Below are 18,301 nucleotides of genomic sequence, written 5' to 3'. Positions count from 1 at the left end.
GCGAGGTGGTCAGCGAGACAACGCCAAGCTTCCGGCCTCTTCGCGCACCTGAAAGCCGTGGACCAGCGCCAGATTGCGAACCAGGGCCTCGGGCTCGTCGAGGCGGAACCGTCCCGCCACGCGCCGACGGCCCAGGGCGGGATCCTCGATGACGATCGACCTCGTCGAGGCGCGGTTGAGCCGCTCGACCAACCGCGCCAGCGTCACGCCGTCGGTCTCCAGCCAGCCCGAGCGCCAGTCGTCCGCCGACGGATCAAAGACGCGCGGACGCGAAAGACGGCCTTCCTTGGCGAAGGCCTTCTGACCCAGCGTGAGGTCGGCGGTGCGCCGGATCAGGCCCGCCGGCGCCAGGCGCACCTTGCCGCGATGCACCGACAGCTCCAGCTTGCCGTCGCCGCGCTCCAGATCGAAGGCCGTACCCAGCACCCGGGCCGAGCCCTCCGGCGCGCTGACGGTGAAGGGCCGCGCGGGGTCGTGGGCGACATCGAAATAGGCTTCGCCGTCCACTAGGCGCACCTCGCGGCGGTGCGAGCCCAGCCGCGCCTCGAGCCGGCTGGCGCCGTCCAGGGTCACCTTCGAGCCGTCGGCCAGGGCTACGGTGCGGATCTGACCCGGCTTCGTCTGGAAGGTCACCGGCTCCACGGTCATCAGCTGCAACCGCGGCCAGGCAAGGACCAGGGCGACGGCGCAGGTCGCCAGGCCACCGGCCAGGGCCGCGATCGGCGCCCAGGCCGGTCGCCGGACGGAGCGGCGCTGAACATCGAGGGCCATGGCCTCGATCAGCGCCGCGTCCTGCGCCGTGGTCCACATCTGGTCGAAAGCCGCGCTGTTGCCGGCGCCGGCCGCGCGCCAGGCCTCGAAGTCGCGGTCGTCGCGATCCTGACGGTCCAGGCGACGCGCGACCCAGACGGCTGCCTCTTGCCGGGCCCGGCTCATGGACGGCCTCCCGCGCGACGCTCGGCCTTGGCCATCTCGCGATGCAGCTGCTCCAGCGCCCGCACCACATGCTTTTCGACCGCCGCCTCATTCATGTTTAGCTCGGCCGCGATCTGGCGGGTGGAGTGACCGTGCAACCGCCGCCGAATGAAGACGTCGCGCCGCAGCGGCGGCATGGCGTCCAGCACCTTTCCGAACACCTCGACCTTTTGGCGATGCATCAGGATCTGCTCCGCGGCGGGGGCCTCGCAGGGAATGTCGTCGGCGAGAGCCTCGACGGGCCGGCGACTGCGGTGACGGAAGTGGTCGCGGACCAGGTTCAGCGCGATCTGGTAGCCCAAAGCCGCCCGATCGACGACAGTCCGCGCGCGCTCGTAGGTCATCAGGCGCAGAAGCGTTTCCTGCGCCAAATCATCGGCGGCGGCCGGGTCGCGCGTGCGGCGGACGATGAAGTGGTAGAGGTCGTGACGCTGGGCGCGCAGGCTGGCGAGGTCGCTCATCCGCGCCCGCCGCGAGCGCCCGGGTCGAGAATAACAAAGCTACGCGCGCGCATTGCGATCATCGGGCGGCGCTAACACGCCTTGATGACGGTTTTGCGCACGGCCATTGCTTTCACGCGGCCGCATAGGCCCGAACAGGCAACCCCGCGCGCCATAAAACGCGACAGCATTCGCGTGCCCAGCGGAGCCCCCAAGGGTCACGCTTTTTCCTCAGCCGCCTTGTCGGCCGACACTCGCCGTCCGCTCGCCTGATCTTCGCGGATTATGTTGGGGTTTTGCTGGCAGGAAAGCTCTGTTCGCAGACCCCGCTGTCGGAGGCTAAGGCGACCGCGCATAACACACGCGCCGCACTAGACTGGTGACCAACACTTCACAGGTCGATCCGCTCGGACACCTCCAGCGCGTCGTCGACCTCAATGCCAAGTTATCGGACCGTACTCTTGAGCTTCCTGTGTCCGAGTAGAAGTTGGCTGGCGCGTAGAAGCGGCAGGTCGAAGATAATGTTGGAGCCGCGGCGATCGGGCGCCGGACAGCGCGGTCATATCAGAGTGGCCGATCAACGACGTGGGCCGGGCGTCGCGGGGTGAAAGACCGAAAAATTCAGCCCGCTTTGGCCAACGGACACGACCGCGGCGAGGTCGATCCCGCCGCCCATGCCTCTAGCCCCTCGGACCGCACCTTTACCAGCATGTCCGGCGCATCGCTGAACGCGCCGTCGATCCCCGCCGCGAACAGCCGGCAGGCCTCGGTTTCGACGTCGCCCAGTTGGTGATCGAAGCTTGCCTTGCCCGGATCGCCGCAGCGCAGATCGAGCGGCAGGTCCAGGTTTTCCGGATTGACGCTCCAGACATGGACTTTCAGCCCTGCCGCGTGGGCGTCGGCCACGAAGGCGCTGGGCGGCAGGCTACGACCTTCTGCGTCGCGCGGCAGGATGATCTGGGTCTCGGGCCCGACAATGTCGGCGAAGGCGGCTTGGCCCTCGAACCCGTACGCCCGCGCCGTGCCGGCGTTGGTGGTCACGAAGGTCGAGCCGCGCTGCTCGCGGGTCTGGAAGTTGTCGTAGTCGTAGTAGTAGAGCGAGCCGTCCTGGGCGACGGCAAGCCCGGCCTGCGCCTCTACGACCTGGACCACATCGAAGTGCTCAAGGGTCCGCAAGGCACCCTGTTCGGCTCCAGCTCGATGAGCGGCACCCTGCGCGTCATCACCACCAAGCCCGACCTGAACGATTTCGGCGGCCGCATCTCGGTTGGCGCGGCCTCGGTCAAGTCCGGCAACCCCTACTATGACGGCAACGCCTCGCTGAACGTGCCGATCATCGATGACAAGCTGGCCCTGCGGGTCACCGGCTGGTCGGAAAGCGGCGGCGGCTATGTCGACCAGACGGTCAATGGCGTCCTGCACAAGAACAACGACGCCCACGTGAAGGGCGGCCGCGCCATCCTGCTGTTCGAACCCACTGACCGCCTGACAATCACCGCCACGGCGACCCACCAGGAGATCGATGTCGACGGCACCCAGGCCTGGCACACCGCCAAGGGTCCGTACAACAACCCCTCCCCGACGATCGAATTCTACCGAGACAACTACAACCTCTACAACGTGGTGGGCGAGTACGACCTGGGCTTCGGCACGGTCACGGCGTCCAGCTCGTATACCAACCAGCGGGTCGTGAACCCCAAGGACAGCACCCCGACCGCCAACGGCTTCGGCCTGACCGGTTCGACCCTGTTCGTCCCGACCGCCGAGTTCAAGGACTGGGTCTCGGAACTGCGCTTCTCGTCGAAGTGGGACAGCCCGTTCCAGATCGTCGCCGGCGGCTACTACGAGAACAGCCAGTCAGTCTACCAGACCAACTCGGTAGTCGCGACCAGCACCGGCGAGGCGCTATGCTACACCTACAGCGAATGCGTCGCCAAGGGCCTGCACAACCCCGGCCGCGGCAACAGCGTCTACGAGTTCGGCACCAACACCAAGCGCAGCGTCGGCCAGTACGCCCTGTACGCCCAGGCTGACTACACGATCACCGACACCCTGACGGCGACCCTGGGCCTGCGCTACTTCAAGGCCCAGATCCACGACGTCATCACCAACCTGCAGACGGTCTATCCGGACTTCATCTTCGGCCGCGTCACCACACCGTCGAAGACCGGCGACAGCCGCGGCAGCAACGACAAGCCCAGCTTCAACGTCGCCCTGATGTGGAAGACGACGCCGGACATCAGCGTCTATGCCCGCGCCGCCTCGGGCTTCCGCATCGGCGGCGTTAACACCGCCACTTCGCTCGCCCAGCAGGCTGGCGTCGTTTTCCCGGGCACTTACAAGCCCGACAGCCTGTGGAACTACGAACTGGGCGTGAAGAGTTACTGGCTCGACCGCAAGCTGTTCGTCGACGCGGCCCTCTATCACATCGACTGGAACGGCCAGCAGCTGTCGGCCCAGGCGCCCGGCGCCTTCGCCTACACGATCAACGCCGGCAAGACCGAGGTGAACGGCGTCGAGGTCAACTCGACCTTCAAGCCGCTGCCGGGGCTCAGCATCAGCGGCAGCGTCAACTATGTCGACGCCAAGCTTGCCGCGGACCTGCCGGCCGACGTGATCGCGGCTGGCACCTTCGGCTACGATGGCGACCGCGTGCCGCTGACGCCGAAGTGGGCCATGAGCCTGCAAGCCGAGTACGAGACAGACCTAACCGCCGACGTCCGGGGCTATGCCCAGGCGGGCATCAACTACCGGGGCGGTTCGACTACCTCGTTCAACAACCGCAACACCTATAACACCAAGCTGCCGGCCTTCTACATGATCAGCGCCAAGCTGGGCGTGCGGAAGGATGCCTGGGACCTCAGCCTGTTCGGCGACAACTTGACCAACAAGGCCGCCTATCTGGGCGTGGTCGAGTCGCTGGACGGCATCCGGGTCTTCTCGCCCCGTCCGCGCACCGTCGGCGTACGGATCAGCAGCACCTTCTAGCGCCGCCAGGCGGTCTCGAGGCAGGCTCCGGACGAACGTCCGGAGCCTTTCTCATTTGGGCAGATGCCCAGTACCAAATCCGCACGCCGGTGTTGCGCTAGTTGGACCGCTTTACCTGTTCCTCGATCCATTTGAGGACGATATCAGCGATCTGAAGGTTGTTCTTATCCTGCATCAGCATGTGGCTGTTGCCCCGGATGCCAAGGTCCCCCGTCGCGACAATGTCCGCTCGCCCGCCGGCCGCCTTGATACGAGCTGCGTAAGCCCGGCAGCCGTCGAGCCTGTTTTGCCACGTCATCGCGCCCAACCCCGTGGGAGCCGCGAGGTTGTCGCCGAACACCACGAGAGTGGGGACCTTCGCCAGTCTAGCGATCTGCTCGTCGGTGTAGCTCGCCCGGCAGGCTCCCGGCTCGAGAGCGACAATCCCGGCGACGCCCTTCGGCTCGATCAGCGCCGCGTCCATGGGAAACGGACCAGACTGCGAGTGACTGATCAGGACCGCGCCGTCCAGGTCGGTCGCCAGATCCGACAGCGCCTTGAAGGTCGGATTGGGCGACGGAACCTGCGAGGTCAGGTCGGGGATGGCCTGCTTGGAAAGCTCGCCGACAGCATCCACCGGGAACTGCTCTCCTGGGAACGCCTCGCCGAACTTCGGCCCGAAGCGGAAATTGGTCCAGACGCCGACGCGGTCGCCGAAGCGGAACGCGCCCTGCCCCATCGCTGTCGGCGCGCCAGGCGCGGTCGGCGTGACAGACCCCAAAGGCGCGCTGCTTGCGCCGGAGAGCCGGTTGTTGATCGTGGCCTGATTGAACCCCGAGCGCGCGCGACCGACCTGATCGACGACGTAGGTCGGATGGGCCTCGCGGACGAAATATTCGAACCAGCCCATGCGGCCGTCGGGCGTGGTGTCGTAACTCTTGCCGCTAAGACCCGCGCCGTGGATCAGCACTACCGGAACCTTGGCCTGGCCGGTCGGGACCATGTACTCGACGTACATCTGATCGACGGTGACGCTGTCGTCGGGCCCCAGCAGGATTTCACCGGCTTTCTGCTCGACCGATCGACCGCCGACGAAGAAGCTGCCTCGAGCCTTGAGGACCAGAGGCTTGTCCGGGATCTGGATGGACTTGAGGGTCTGCGCCGATGCCGGGCTCGCGAAGGCGAAGATCCCGCAGAGCGCCATGACGGTGGCGCGGGACGAAAAGCTGGCGGTCAGGCCCATGATGCATATCCCTTCGTTATCGAAGGCAGACTATCGCGACGCCAGACCCTCGATTAGCGGGTGGAAACGACTTGGTCCTTTTAGCGGGCCTAATAAATAGACTCGGATCAGCGATCCTTGAACCGCAGCGCCTCGATCAGCAGCGAGAATGCCGGCGAGGCGTGGCGGCGGCTGGGATAGTAGAGGTGGTAGCCCGAAAAAGGCGGACACCAATCCTCCAGCACCCGGACCAGTTCCCCCGACGCGATACAGGGCGCGGCGACGTCCTCGGGCATATAGGCCAAGCCCAGACCCCGCAGCGCGGAGTCCAGCCGCTGGCGGATGGTGTTGAAGATCAACTGGCCGTCGACCCGCACCTTCACCTCGCGGTCGTCCTTTTCGAACTCCCAGGGAAACAGCCCGCCATAGGTGGGCAGGCGCATGTTGATGCAGTTGTGGTCGGTCAGATCCTGCGGGCTCAGCGGCTTGTCTCGCTTGGCGAAATAGGCCGGCGAACCGACCACGGCCATGCGCATGTCGGGGCCGATGCGCAGGGCGATCATGTCCTTGGCCACCTGCTCGCCCAGGCGCACGCCGGCGTCGAAACCCTCCGACACGATATCGACCAGGCCGTAGTCGACGACGATCTCGACACGGATGTCGGGATAGTTCGGCAGCAGCCTGGCCAGGCCCGGTTGCAAGACCGAGCGCGCGGCATGCTCGCCGGCGGTGATGCGGATCGTGCCGGCCGGCCGCTCACGTGTCTCGGCCAAGGCGACCAGCGCCTGCTCGATTTCCTCGAAACGCGGAGCCACCGTCTGCAACAGGCGCTCGCCGGCCTCGGTCGGCGCGACGCTGCGGGTCGTGCGCGTCAGAAGGCGCACGCCCAGCCGGCCTTCCAGACCCTTGATCGTCTGGCTCAGCGCGGAGGGCGACACGCCAAGCTTGGCGCCCGCGCGCGTAAAGCTGCGCTCCTTGGCCACGGCGGCGAAGGCGGCCAGTTCGTCGAAACCTTGAGCCATTTGTTAGCCCTACTAAAAGCGACATCGCGATTATGGGGCCTAATCGCTGGAACGAGCCAGGCCTATCTTGCTGACCATGCGAAGGCGCTGGGGGCTCCGCGTTCGCGAAACGTGAGGAGCACCGTATGGAAAAGCGCACGTCGGCCATGTCGCGCCGCACCGCCCTCGGGGCGCCCGCCGCAATGGTGCTGTCCGCCGGCGCCAGCGCCTGCGCGGCCGAGGATCAGAAGACGACACGCGGCGGTTCCCGCACGCTGATCGCCTATTTCACCCGCTCGGGAAACACCCGCGTTATCGCTGCCCAGCTGCATAGGGAACTGAAGGCCGATCTCTTCGAGGTCCTGCCTGCCAGACCCTACCCCGAGGACTACGAGGAGACGGTCGAGCAGGCCCGTCAGGAACGCGACGCCGGCGTCCGGCCGCCGCTGAAGGCGACGGTTCCGAACATCGCCGCCTACGACACCGTGTTTCTGTGCTTTCCGATTTGGGGCGAGACCGCCCCGCCGATCATCCGCGCCTTCCTGGCCGCGCACGACCTGTCGAGCAAGACCATCCGGCCAGTGATCACGCACGGTGGCTACGGCCTCGGCGACAGCCTGGCCATCCTCAAAGGCCACGCCCCGAACGCGCGACTGGCCCCGGCGTTCTCGATGGAAGCCGACCAGGAACGCCGCACCATGACCCAGGTCCGCGACTGGCTAGGCGCCATCGCTCGCACCTGACGCCATTCCCAGGAGAACAAGTATGCAAAAGCGCAAACTCGGCCAGGCCGGCTTGGAGGTCTCCGCCCTCGGCTACGGCTGCATGGGCCTGAGCGCCGCCTACGGTCCGGCGACGCCTCATGACGAGGCGGTGGAGGTCATCCACGCGGCCTTCGACGGCGGCGTCACCCTCTTCGACACGGCCGAGGCCTACGGCCCGTTCGCCAACGAGACGCTGCTGGGCGAGGCCGTCGCGCCGTTCCGCGACCAGATCGTGATCGCCACCAAGTTCGGATTCGACATCGACCTAGCGACCGGGGCCCGGACCGGCGGCCTGAACAGCCGCCCCGACCACATCAAGGCGGTCGCCGAGGCCCAGCTCAAGCGCCTGCGCACCGACCACATCGATCTGCTTTATCAGCACCGGGTCGATCCGGCCGTGCCGATGGAAGACGTCGCTGGGGCCGTGAAGGACCTGATCGCGGCCGGCAAGGTCAAGCACTTCGGGCTCTCGGAGCCGAGCCTGGACTCGCTGCGCCGCGCCCACGCCGTGCAGCCGGTCACCGCGCTGCAGAACGAGTATTCGCTGTGGACGCGCGATGTGGAGCACAACGGCGTCCTGGCCGCCTGCGAAGAATTGGGCATCGGCTTCGTCCCGTTCAGCCCGCTGGGCGCGGGTTTCCTGACTGGCAAGATCGACGAGACCACCAAGCTGGATCCGACCGACTTCCGCTCGATCTCGCCACGCTTCGCCGCCGACGCCCGCGCCGCCAACATGGCGCTGGTCGAACTGCTCAAGGCCATCGCCGAGCGCAAGCAGGCCACGCCGGCCCAGATCGCTCTGGCCTGGCTGCTGGCCCAGAAGCCCTGGATCGTGCCGATCCCCGGCACCACCAAGCGTCCTCGCCTCGCCGAGAACCTGGGCGCGGTCAGCGTCGAGCTGACGCTCGAGGACCTCGCGGCGATCGAAGCGGCCGCCGCGAAGATTCCGATTCAAGGGGCGCGCCTGCCCGAGGCCGTGCTGGCCCAAACTGGCCGCTAGGAGAAGACGACCATGCGCGACCAACCGAGCAGCGGCATCGATCGCCGCAACCTCCTGGCGCTGGGCCTGGCCCTGCCCGCCGCAGCCGCGGCCCAAGGCGCCCAGGCCCAAACCAAGACCACGGCGCCCGGCAAGCGCCGCCTCGGCAAGCTGGAAGTCTCCAGCGTCGGCCTTGGCGTCCAGAACATGAGCCGCACCTACCAGACCACGGTCCCGTACCGGCCGGAGATGATCAACATCATCCGAGCGGCGCACGATCGCGGCGTGACCTTCTTCGACGCGGCCGAGGCCTATGGCCCGCATGAGGTTGAACGCATCCTGGGCGAAGGCGTGGCCCCCATCCGCGACAAGGTGGTGATCGCCAGCAAATTCGGCTGGAACATCGACCTGGAGACCGGCAAACGCGGCCCGGGCCTCAACAGCAAGCCCGAGCACATCAAGCTGGCGGTCGAAGGCATGCTCAAGCGCCTGCGCACCGATCGCATCGACCTGCTCTACCAGCACCGGGTCGACCCGGCCGTGCCGATCGAAGACGTCGCCGGCGCCATCAAGGACCTGAAGGCGCAAGGCAAGGTGCTACACTGGGGCCTCTGCGAGATGGGCCAGCAGACCTTGCGCCGCGCCCATGCCGAGCTGCCGGTCACCGCCGTCCAGAACGAATATTCGCTGCTGTGGCGCGGTCCGGAAAAGTGGGTCGTCCCCACCTGCGAGGAACTGGGCATTGGTCTGGTTTGCTGGAGCCCGCTGGGCGTCGGCTTCTTGAACGGCGCGATCGACGCGGGCACCCGCTACGCCGACGGCGATATCCGCAAGATGGAGGGCCGTTTCGCGCCGGAGAACATCCAGAACAACCTGGCTTTGGTCGCCCTACTCAAGACCTGGGCCGAACGAAAGCAGGCCACGCCGGGTCAGATCGCCCTGGCCTGGCTGATGGCCCAGAAGCCCTGGATCGTTCCGATCCCGGGCACGACCCAGATGGCGCACATGGTCGAGAACACCGGCGCGGCCGACATCCGCTTCACGCCCGGCGAACTCGTCGAACTAGCCGCCGCCGTCTCGGCGATTCAGATCCAGGGCCTGCGGCTGCCGCCGGGCGTCCTGGCCTTCTCCGAAGTCGAAGCGCCCCCGAAGACCTGACGCCCATCCCTCCTGGAAGGAGTTTCCCATGAAGCCCGTTGTCGCAGCCATGGCGGCCCTGAGCCTGACGACCCCGGTCGAGGCGCAGGAGCGCAAGTCGGTCGCGCCCAAGGCCATGCAGGCGGTCGCTCCCCGCCTTGCCGGTTACACCGACGATGTCCTGTTCGGCGATGTCTGGGTCAGCCCCGCGCTGAGCCCGCGTGATCGCAGCCTGGTGACGGTGTCGGTGCTGATCGCGACCGGCAAGACGGCCCAGCTGACGGGGCACTTGGGTCGCGCGCTCGACAATGGCGTCAGGCCCGCCGAGATCGCCGGCGCCGTCACCCATCTGGCCTTCTACACCGGCTGGCCCAATGCGGTGTCGTCGCTGGAGGTCATCGAGAAGGTGTTCAACGACCGCGGCGTCGACATGGCCGCCCTGCGCGCGCCGACGGCGGCGAGCCTGCCCCTCCCTGCCTCGGACCCCGCTCGGGCACAGGCGGTGACGACGACGGTTGGTCCCGTGGCGCCCAAGTTGGCGGCGCTGACCAACGACGTGCTGTTCGGCGATCTGTGGCGGCGACCTGACCTCAGCCCCCGCGACCGCGGCCTGGTGACCATCGCGGCGCTGGCCGCGAACGGCGATGAGGGCGGCCTAGCCTTCCACATCCAACTGGGCCTGCGAAATGGCCTTACGCGGGCGCAGATCGGCGACGCCCTGACCCACCTTGCCTTCTATGCCGGCTGGCCCAAGGCGATGGGCGCGGTCGCCGTGGCCGACAAGGCGTTCAAGGGCCTGGACGCTGCGACCGCGTCACCCTCCGCGGAAGGCGTCAAGCTCACCTCGCCAGGCGTGCAACCGACCCCCGGGCCAGCCACGAACTTCACCGGATCAGTCATGGTGACCTCGCCGTTCAAGGGCAGCGGGGAAGCGCGGCTGGGCGGCGCCACCGTCACCTTCCAGCCGGGCGCCCGGTCCAACTGGCACACCCATCCGCTCGGCCAGCTGCTGATCGTCACGGCGGGCGAAGGCCTGGTCCAGGCGCGGGGCGAACCCGTCCGGCGGGTCAAGCCCGGCGACGTTGTCTGGACCCCACCTGGCGTCAAGCACTGGCACGGCGCGACGCCCGCCAGCGCCATGACCCACGTGGCCGTGGCCGAGGCCCTGGAAGGTGCGAGCGTGGCCTGGCTGGACCCGGTGACCGACGCCGAGTATCGCGCGCCGTCCCAATAGCGGGGCCCTCGAACCCACCCTCGGGGCGACGACATAGCCCCAGTCCACGATGGTGTTCCCGATGACCAGCGGCGGCATCGGCAAAAGGGGGCGGCAGTTCCTTGGCGCTTCGGCGCTCGTCCTTTCAGGCTCAGTCCTCGGAGTTTCGGCAATGAGCACGACCTCCGCCGCGGCGGCGGCCGAAACCGGCAATCCCTTCACCCTGATCTACCCCTGATTTTTTCCTCCACGCGGAGCTAGAGTCCGCCTCTTGAGAGGACGGACATGAAGCGAGCGAGATTTACGGATGAGCAGATCATCGGGATCCTCCGGGAGAACGAGGCCGGGGCGAAGGCGGGTGATTTGGCCCGCAAGCACGGCGTGTCGGAGGGCGCCATCCACGCCAGGAAGGCCAAGTTCGGCGGGATGAGCGTGTCGGAGGCCTAGCGGCTGAGGGCGCTAGAAGACGAGAACCGGCGGCTCAAATCGCCGTTGACCGGCGCCATGCTCGACAGGGCGGCGTTGAACGAGCCGCTCAAAAAATGGTAGGGCCCGCCGCCATGCGCGAAGGCGTCGCCCATCCGCGGACGGTGTTCGAGATCAGCGAGCGACGGACCTGCTCCATCGTCAAGGCGGACCGCAAGGTGGTGCGCTCTTGGTGGATTTTCCCCACGTTATCGCGGTCGATCTCGAGGCGGCGGATGCAATAAAAAACGGCCGGCTCCAAAGGGAACCGACCGCTATTTACAATTCTAGCCTTGTTCGGCTCTAGAACGGGATTTCGTCGTCCAGGTCAGCCGAGAAGCTCTCGCGCGGACCGCTGGGCTGGCTGCGCTGGCCGCCGCCTCCGAAGCTGGAACCGCCGCCGCCCGAATAGCCACCGCCGTACTCGTCACCGCCGCCGGCCGAGGCGCCCGCGCTGTCGCCGCGACCGCCAAGCATCGTCAGTTCGCCACGGAACTTCTGCAGCACGATCTCGGTCGAGTACTTCTCGACGCCGGTGTTGTCGGTCCACTTGCGGGTCTGGATCGCGCCCTCGATGTAGACCGTCGAGCCCTTGCGCAGGTACTGCTCGGCCACCTTCACCAGGTTGTCGTTGAAGATCACCACGCGGTGCCACTCGGTCTTTTCCTTGCGCTCGCCGCTGGTGCGGTCGCGCCAGGTTTCCGACGTCGCGATGCGGAGATTAGCGACGCGGTCGCCCGAACCGAGGCTGCGGATCTCGGGATCGGCCCCGAGATTGCCCACCAGAATGACCTTGTTGACGCTGCCAGCCATCGCTCGCCCTTGCTCTCGCCCGGCGACCCTCGCGCCGGAATCTGAGGGCGGACGTTAACGAGAGCTTACTTCGGACGCAAGTTTTGTTCTTGCAACGTTCTTGTGGACGGGAAAAAGGACTGTGGAAGGACAAAGCGTCCCTGCCCTCTCGCTCAGGCTCTACTGGGCAGGCTCGCGGCGGATGGCGCCCGGCACGGCCAGGCGGCCGTCGCCAGTGCGCACCAGCGACATGAAGCGCGGGCCCTCATAGGTCTGGCCGACGTAGATGCCTTCTTTTTCGAGGAAGAGGAACGAGCCTTGATAGGCGCCGACCATGCCCTGGCTGTTGGACTGGCCCATGCGGACGAAGCGCATGCGCATTCCCTCCAAGGCGGCGGCGCACAGCTCCATCTGAGCCACGTTACGTTCCACAGGATTGTAGCGGAGCGTGCCGTCCTTGTTGGTGGCCACCTGGAAGCAGACACCCTGCTCGAACGGCGCCTTGGTCTGCTTCTCGCATCCCACGAGCGCGAGGCTGGAGACGGTCAGGATGGCGGCGGCGGCGAGGACGGCGTGCTTCATGGATTACACTTATAAAACCTATCAGCCGTTCGGGATAGAGCAGTTGGGGCCCTGATCAAACGCGGTGTGGAAGCTGCGGTTGTCCGACGAGATCTCGACGCGCCCAGGCACCAGGCGCAGGGTTTCCTCGCCCCAGCGGCCATACGTGGCGCCGCCCGACCGCTCGCAGCGGCCGCCGAACAGCTGCTGGGCGCAGGCGTTCAGGGTGATGTCGCCTGGCAGCCGTCGCCACTCGTTGCCGGCATAGCGCCAGCAGGCGGCGAGCGGGGTGTTGCTCGAGACGTTCGTCGGGTTCGATGGCGCGGACGGGTTCGACGGCGTGGCTACCGGCGGCGCGCTGACGGTCGGGGCCGGCGGCAGCGGGGTCAGAACGGTGCCGGCCTGGTCGGCGGCCGCCAGGGCGCCGGTCTCGTCGACGCCGACGTCCAGGGCGCCGGTGGCGACACCGTTCTTCTTGGCGCATTCGGCCAGGGTGATCTCGCCCGCGAAGGTCCCGCCCACGAAGCAGCGCAGCGGGCGCGCCGGGTCCAGCTTGGAGTCGTCGTCGCGTCCGGTCTCGACGATCAGGCCGCCGCGCGAGGCCGGCGGCTCCTCGGCCGGCTTCTTGTCGTGGCCTGACATCAGGGCCACGGCGATGCCAAGACCGGCCAGCAGCGCGAGCGTCGCGCCGCCGCCGATGATGATCCGTCGATCTTTCAGAAAGTCCATGGTCCCTGGCTACGACGCGTCGATGACGCTTTCAAGCTCGGCGACCTCGGAAAAGGATTAGCCACCGCCCGTTAGGCGGCTCAGGGCTGCTTGATAGTTCGAGATCTGGGCGGTCAGATAGGCCGGCACCGTGCCGTTCGTCTTGCCCGAGCTCGAGCCGTCGTCGCTCTTGATGCCCATGGCGGCGTCGGCGATCTCACGATAGGCGCTGCGGATCGCCGACATGGCGCGGGTGATCACGACATTGGCGTTCTTTCGCCCCGCGTCAGAGGTCAGGTCCAGCTCCGGCGGCAGTTGCAGGCCATACATCGGGCCGCTGCCGTCGGCCGAAACGGTCTTGCCGTCATCGGTCTTGGTGGCGCGCACGACCCCGCCGACCAGACCGATCGACTTCAGCACGTCGGTGCCGCCCTTGCCCGCCACGACCTCGATCGTCGAGGTGTTCGAGGCGGGGCTAATCTTCAGCACGCGGCTGTTGCCGTTCGACACGACCTCGACCTTGGCGCGGTAGCCCGAAGCCTTCTTGACCTTGTCGGCCAGGGTCTCGAGCGTGTCGTTGGCGTCGATCTTGATTGTCGTCAGCGTGCCGCGCTCGCGGGTGCGGATCTGGAAGGTGTCGCCAGCCCGCGCCGCGGTGGCCGAGACGATGCGGTCGGACTGCGAGAAGTCCATCTTGCCGCTGGGCAGGCCGAACAGGTCCAGGCTGGAGGCGCCCGCCGAGGACACCGCGACCGAGGTTGGGGTCGCGTAGCCGTCCTTGCCGGTCAGACGCTGACTCCAGTCGACGGCGCCGGTGCCGACGTTGAGCTGGGCGATGTAGCCGTCCTTGCTGCCGACCGTCGATTGGCCATCCAGATTGGCGCCGGCCGAGCCGACTACCCAGGCGGCGCCGTTCTTGACGTCGAAGCCGGTGACCGTGTCGTCGCCGGCGCCGCCGTAGTAGGTCATCGCGTCGCCGCCGCTGTCGGCGAGATCCAGCGACATGCGGCCGACGAAGGCGTCCATGCCGCCCGACGCGCCGGTCGTTCCACCGCCGATCGACATCGAGCCATTCGCCGTATAGCCGCCGACATAGAGCTGACCGCCGTCGATCTTCAGCCCGACCATCTCGCCCCCCTTCAACGAGCCTAGGTCGCGAACAGCGCCGGCGGTGACGGTGGCGGTCTTGGTGTAGGTGACCGGCACGCTCTGGTACGCGCCGTACTGGTCCAGCTTTGTGACGTTCTCGGTGACGACGTTCGGCGTCACATCGAAGCTGCGAAGCATCGCCTCGCCGTTCTCCTTGGAGCCGACGATGACCTGCGAGCCGTTGACGACAATGTCAGAGACGGAGTCGTTCTCGGCGGTGCCGAACTTCTGGGTGAACAGCGCCTTGGGTTGGCCGCTGGCGTCCGTGGCGAAGGCCGATAGATAGGCGTCATAGCCACCGCTTGGGTCCGTGCCGACCGCGCCCGGCAGATCCGACTTCGCACGACCGCCAACATAGAGGACGCCGTCCGACCCGAAGGCCAGGGCTGTGGCTTCGTCTTCCTGCAGGCCGCCGCGGCGCACCGTCCACTGCTCGTCGCCCTTGGCGTCGTAGCGGGTGACGAAGCTGTCGGTGGTGGTCGAGCTGTCGCCGTTGTTGATCGGGCCGTTCACGGCGCCGGCCAAGCGACCACTGACCGAGCCGGCCACCGCGACGCTGCCGTCGTCAGCGACCGCCAGCGACAAGCCGTTGGCCTCATCGGTCGCGCCTAAGGTGCGAGCGTACAGCAGGTGACCAGCGCTATCATACTTGAGCAGGGCGACGTCGCTCTCGCCCTTGATGACCTGACCGTTGAGGTCGGTCTTGCCGTCGACCTCGGTGGCGACGTCGGCCAACATGTAGATCGAGCCATCCGCGCCGGTCACCGACTTGCGGACACTCGAGATCGTACCTTGCAGGGTTTCGGTGAAGACCTTGCCGCCAGGCGCGCCGGCGTTGGCGCCGCCGTTGGTCCCCGCGGCGCTGTACTTGGTCAGGGTCGTTTCATAGACCCCGTCGTCGGTCAGCGGATCCTTGTCGGGATTGGGATCGCCGGACTTGGTCGTGACATAGACAGCCGGCGCGGTCGTCGGGGCGCTGAAAGTCAACTGCTCGACAGAGTCGCCGTTGATCTTCAGGGCGAAGTCGTCGCCGGTCGCCGGCAGGGTCACGGGCTTACCGTTGACCTGGACTGTACGTTCCTGGCCCGTCGTGCGCTGCAGCGCGAAGGTCGTATTGAACCCGCCCGCCTTCAGCTTGTCGTTCATATAGCTGATGACGTTGGACATGGTCCGGGGCTTCGAGCCCATCTCGGACAGATCCATGGTCACGTCGGTGGTGACGCCAAAGCTTTTCACCGCGACGTTGAACGATACGTTGCCCTGGAACTTGGGCACCTCGTCGTCGATCTGGCCGCTGTAAAGGGTGTCGGTCGTGTAGGAATAGGTCGCTTTCGGGACACCCACGGTCGACTTGTCGCTGGTCATGACCTGACCCGTGGTCAGGCGCATTTGATCCAGCGACAGGTTCTGGACGTAGGTTCCGATCTCGCTCAGACCCTTGCTCAAGGTTGTCTGCAGCTTGGTCAACTCGCCGTCGGTGACCCCCTTCTCGCCGGCGCGAGCGGCCAGGGCCGACAGGGTGTTAAGCGCCTGATAGGTGGCGAATAGCTTCTTGTAGTCGGGGCTGACGCCCTTCAGGGCCGAGGTGTTGGCGCCCTCGTCGAGCAGCTTGCGGCCGCTCAGCGCCGAGCGGACCAGCTCGCTGGCCGGCGTGGCGTCCGCCAGCCAGGGCGCCTTCGGGACAACGGCTTTGGAATTGGAAGCCGAGCTCGTCGTTGCGGACGCGGCGGCCCCCGTCACGCCCGCGCGGGCCTGATAGTAGCTGAGCAGAATGTTCGAATCGAACGAGATCACGGCCAATCCTGTGCGGGACGCAAAGTCCCCCGCTCGTACCTGTGCCAGAGGATCGCTGACGACTCGTTAAGAGTCGCTGTTAAGCGGCGATAAGGTTGGCGTCGGAGAGCGCGCGGCGGGCGCCCTCCCGCAGCTCCTGCCATTCGCTGGCCAAGATGCCCAGCAGCACCACGTCGCGCGGCTGGCCGTCCTTCAAGACGTGCCCCCGCAGATACCCCTCCCGCCGGAAGCCGGCGGATGACTGCGCCTTCAAAGCCGCGTCGTTGTCGGCCATGACCTCGGCGAACACCTTGTGCAATCCCAGCTCGCCGAAGGCGCGGTCCAGGCCCAGGACCTGGGCGGCGCGACCGACGCCCCTGCCCCGCGCTTCGGCGGAGCCCAGGAACCAGTTCCAGCTGGCGCGGCGATGGTGGCTGTTGAGACCGGTCAGGGTGAGCAGACCCATCGGGACGTCGCCACGCGTGATCATCCATCCGCGCATGTCGGGATCGACGCGCAGCGCTTGGAACCAGACGGCATGCGCCTCCTGGCTGGGCAGGTCGGCGTCCGACATCCAGCGGTCGACCTCGGGCTCGGAACGCCACTGAAAGAGGACCGCCTCGTCTTCGTCCCGCAAGTCGCGCAGCTCGATCATGCTCGTCGCCGAATCCCAAGCAAACCCTAGGGAAGCTTAGCCCGTGCACGCCCGCGGACCTAGCGCTAGCCGCCCTTGAACAGCGACAGGATGATCTCCGGCGCGCTGTTGGCGATCGACAGGGCCTGGGCGCCAAGCTGCTGCTTGACCTGCAAGGCCTGCAGGCGGGCGCTTTCCTTGGCCAGATCGGCGTCGACGAGGTTGCCCACGCCGGTTTCCAGCACGTCCGTCAGGCGCGAAACGAAGCTGTTGTGAGCGTCGATCTGCTTGGACTGAGTGCCTATGTTGCCGACAGCCTGGTTGATCGCGCTCATCGTGGAGTCGAGGCGCGCCAAGACGGACGTGGCGTTGGCGGACGTCAGGATGTCGTCGGTGGCCGTCAGGGTGTTGATCCCGCCGCCCATCGTCAGATTCTGCAGGCTCAACGTAATGGCCTGGGCCGCGTCGGCGTCGGCGAGGAAGGTCATGTCGGCGGCCTGGCTGCCGTCCAGCAGGTTGGCGCCATCGAACACGGCGCTGCTGATCACCTGCTGCAGGTTCTTCAGCAAGCCCTGGAAGTCGGCGTTCAGCGACTGCAGCGAGGTCGAGGTCAGGGAGGTGTCTTTGGCGGCCACCACCTTCTCGCGCATCAGCTTCAGCAGGTCGGAGACGGATTCGCCGGCGGCCAGGGCCACGTCCGCGATCGAGGTCGCGCGGTCCAGACTCATCTTCACGGCCCCGAGCGCGCTCATGTCGGCGCGCTGCTCCTGGGCGATCGACCAGATGGCCGCGTTGTCCTTGGCGGTCGAGATCGACTCGCCCGTGTTGATGCGGGTCTGCGTCGCCTGCATCTGATCGTTGGTGCGATTCAGGTTCTGCAGCGCGATCAACGCGGGCTGGTTCGTGTTGACGCTCAGCGTCATGCGCGGCCTCCGACTGGCTTTTGCCGTTGGTTGCGACCGCGCGCGATTCGGCGAGCGATCTACTCGCCGCCCAAATTGGGATCAGAAGGTAAGATTATGGTTAACGCATATAAACCATATCCATTTACCGGTGCGGCCCGCGGTCGCACCCTCCCCGGTTTCCTTGAACCGGTCTTGTCAGCCCTCAGGCCTGGCCGTCGAAGACATCGCCCGATGCGTAGTGGGCTTCCTCACGCAACTTCAGGATCTGCTCGCGCGGATACTGATTCAGCGTCTCGCCCGTACGACGGTCGACCGTCTTATAGATGTAGTCGCCCGTGCCATCATCCTGCTCGATCACCAGGCGCAGGTCGCCCGGCCGGGGACCATCGTCGACGGGCGAGGCCAGTTCGGCCTTTTCGGTCTCGCGGACCTGTTGCGGCTCAGCGGCCTGAGCCTGCCCCGAAACGACACTTTCGCCCTCGGACAGGTCCGGGGCGTTCGCGGGAGAAACGGGAGCGATGAAGTCTCTAATGGCCGACAGTGCGGCTTTTGGTTCCATTTTCTGATTGCCGGCGCTTGTGAGCCGACCCCTCCTATTTTTCGTTGAAGACTCCTG

At 66.6% G+C, this 18,301-nt stretch carries 17 protein-coding genes and 1 pseudogene; 6 read left to right on the top strand and 12 right to left on the bottom strand.

Going from position 1 to position 18,301, the window contains the following annotated elements; translation table 11 throughout:
• Nucleotides 1-9: 9 nt before the first annotated feature.
• The 3 genes from ACW173_RS18565 to ACW173_RS18555 form a co-directional block, all read right to left on the bottom strand.
• Nucleotides 10-936, bottom strand: a complete 927-nt coding sequence (locus tag ACW173_RS18565; RefSeq protein WP_492081568.1) for a FecR family protein — start codon at nt 934-936, stop codon at nt 10-12.
• A complete protein-coding gene (locus ACW173_RS18560) occupies nt 933-1,436 on the bottom strand; it encodes an RNA polymerase sigma factor (RefSeq protein WP_492081567.1) in 504 nt (167 codons plus the stop codon). The genes ACW173_RS18565 and ACW173_RS18560 overlap by 4 nt, the downstream gene beginning before the upstream one ends.
• Nucleotides 1,437-2,036: 600 nt before the next feature.
• Nucleotides 2,037-2,591: a glycerophosphodiester phosphodiesterase family protein gene (locus ACW173_RS18555; RefSeq protein WP_492081566.1), complete on the bottom strand. Its 555-nt coding sequence runs from the start codon at nt 2,589-2,591 to the stop codon at nt 2,037-2,039.
• On the opposite strand from ACW173_RS18555, the gene ACW173_RS18550 reads away from it, so the two are divergent.
• A complete protein-coding gene (locus ACW173_RS18550) occupies nt 2,574-4,403 on the top strand; it encodes a TonB-dependent receptor (protein ID WP_492081565.1) in 1,830 nt (609 codons plus the stop codon). The two genes, ACW173_RS18555 and ACW173_RS18550, sit on opposite strands and share 18 nt — an antisense overlap.
• 97 nt (nt 4,404-4,500) lie before the next feature.
• On the opposite strand, the gene ACW173_RS18545 is transcribed toward ACW173_RS18550, so the two are convergent.
• Nucleotides 4,501-5,625: an alpha/beta hydrolase family protein gene (locus ACW173_RS18545; RefSeq protein ID WP_492081564.1), complete on the bottom strand. Its 1,125-nt coding sequence runs from the start codon at nt 5,623-5,625 to the stop codon at nt 4,501-4,503.
• Between the two features lie 107 nt (nt 5,626-5,732).
• On the bottom strand, nt 5,733-6,626 hold the full coding sequence (locus tag ACW173_RS18540; RefSeq protein WP_492081563.1) for a LysR family transcriptional regulator: 894 nt from the start codon (nt 6,624-6,626) through the stop codon (nt 5,733-5,735).
• Nucleotides 6,627-6,751: 125 nt separating this feature from the next.
• Between ACW173_RS18540 and ACW173_RS18535 the strand changes: the two genes are divergently transcribed.
• The 5 genes and pseudogenes from ACW173_RS18535 to ACW173_RS18515 all read left to right on the top strand — a co-directional run.
• Entirely contained in the window at nt 6,752-7,348 is a 597-nt protein-coding gene (locus tag ACW173_RS18535) for a flavodoxin (protein WP_492081562.1), read from the top strand.
• Nucleotides 7,349-7,370: 22 nt separating this feature from the next.
• Nucleotides 7,371-8,369 (top strand): aldo/keto reductase, encoded by a 999-nt coding sequence (locus tag ACW173_RS18530; RefSeq protein WP_492081561.1) that lies wholly within the window; start codon nt 7,371-7,373, stop codon nt 8,367-8,369.
• Between the two features lie 12 nt (nt 8,370-8,381).
• A complete protein-coding gene (locus ACW173_RS18525; protein ID WP_492081560.1) occupies nt 8,382-9,506 on the top strand; it encodes an aldo/keto reductase in 1,125 nt (374 codons plus the stop codon).
• A gap of 28 nt (nt 9,507-9,534) precedes the next feature.
• Entirely contained in the window at nt 9,535-10,719 is a 1,185-nt protein-coding gene (locus tag ACW173_RS18520) for a (R)-mandelonitrile lyase (RefSeq protein ID WP_492081559.1), read from the top strand.
• Between the two features lie 264 nt (nt 10,720-10,983).
• Nucleotides 10,984-11,351 (top strand): annotated as a pseudogene (locus ACW173_RS18515) (transposase); the annotation flags it as partial.
• A gap of 115 nt (nt 11,352-11,466) precedes the next feature.
• On the opposite strand, the gene ssb reads toward ACW173_RS18515, so the two are convergent.
• The 7 genes from ssb to ACW173_RS18480 all read right to left on the bottom strand — a co-directional run bounded on the left by ssb (nt 11,467) and on the right by ACW173_RS18480 (nt 18,244).
• Nucleotides 11,467-11,976, bottom strand: coding sequence for a single-stranded DNA-binding protein (gene ssb / locus ACW173_RS18510; RefSeq protein ID WP_492081558.1), 510 nt, complete (start codon nt 11,974-11,976; stop codon nt 11,467-11,469).
• Between the two features lie 159 nt (nt 11,977-12,135).
• A complete protein-coding gene (locus tag ACW173_RS18505) occupies nt 12,136-12,537 on the bottom strand; it encodes a hypothetical protein (RefSeq protein WP_492081557.1) in 402 nt (133 codons plus the stop codon).
• A gap of 21 nt (nt 12,538-12,558) precedes the next feature.
• On the bottom strand, nt 12,559-13,245 hold the full coding sequence (locus ACW173_RS18500; protein ID WP_492081556.1) for a hypothetical protein: 687 nt from the start codon (nt 13,243-13,245) through the stop codon (nt 12,559-12,561).
• 57 nt (nt 13,246-13,302) lie between these two features.
• Nucleotides 13,303-16,167, bottom strand: coding sequence for a hypothetical protein (locus ACW173_RS18495; RefSeq protein ID WP_492081555.1), 2,865 nt, complete (start codon nt 16,165-16,167; stop codon nt 13,303-13,305).
• Between the two features lie 79 nt (nt 16,168-16,246).
• Nucleotides 16,247-16,801 (bottom strand): UDP-4-amino-4,6-dideoxy-N-acetyl-beta-L-altrosamine N-acetyltransferase, encoded by a 555-nt coding sequence (pseH, locus tag ACW173_RS18490; RefSeq protein WP_492081554.1) that lies wholly within the window; start codon nt 16,799-16,801, stop codon nt 16,247-16,249.
• A gap of 65 nt (nt 16,802-16,866) precedes the next feature.
• Nucleotides 16,867-17,703, bottom strand: a complete 837-nt coding sequence (locus tag ACW173_RS18485) for a flagellin (RefSeq protein WP_492081553.1) — start codon at nt 17,701-17,703, stop codon at nt 16,867-16,869.
• Between the two features lie 184 nt (nt 17,704-17,887).
• Nucleotides 17,888-18,244, bottom strand: coding sequence for a flagellar protein FlaG (locus ACW173_RS18480; protein WP_492081552.1), 357 nt, complete (start codon nt 18,242-18,244; stop codon nt 17,888-17,890).
• Nucleotides 18,245-18,301 lie beyond the last annotated feature (57 nt).

The sequence above is a fragment of the Caulobacter sp. ALps2 genome, from assembly GCF_058681635.1.
The sequence above is the reverse complement of the archived record's forward strand: the minus strand, read 5'-3'. Positions and strand labels throughout refer to the sequence as shown.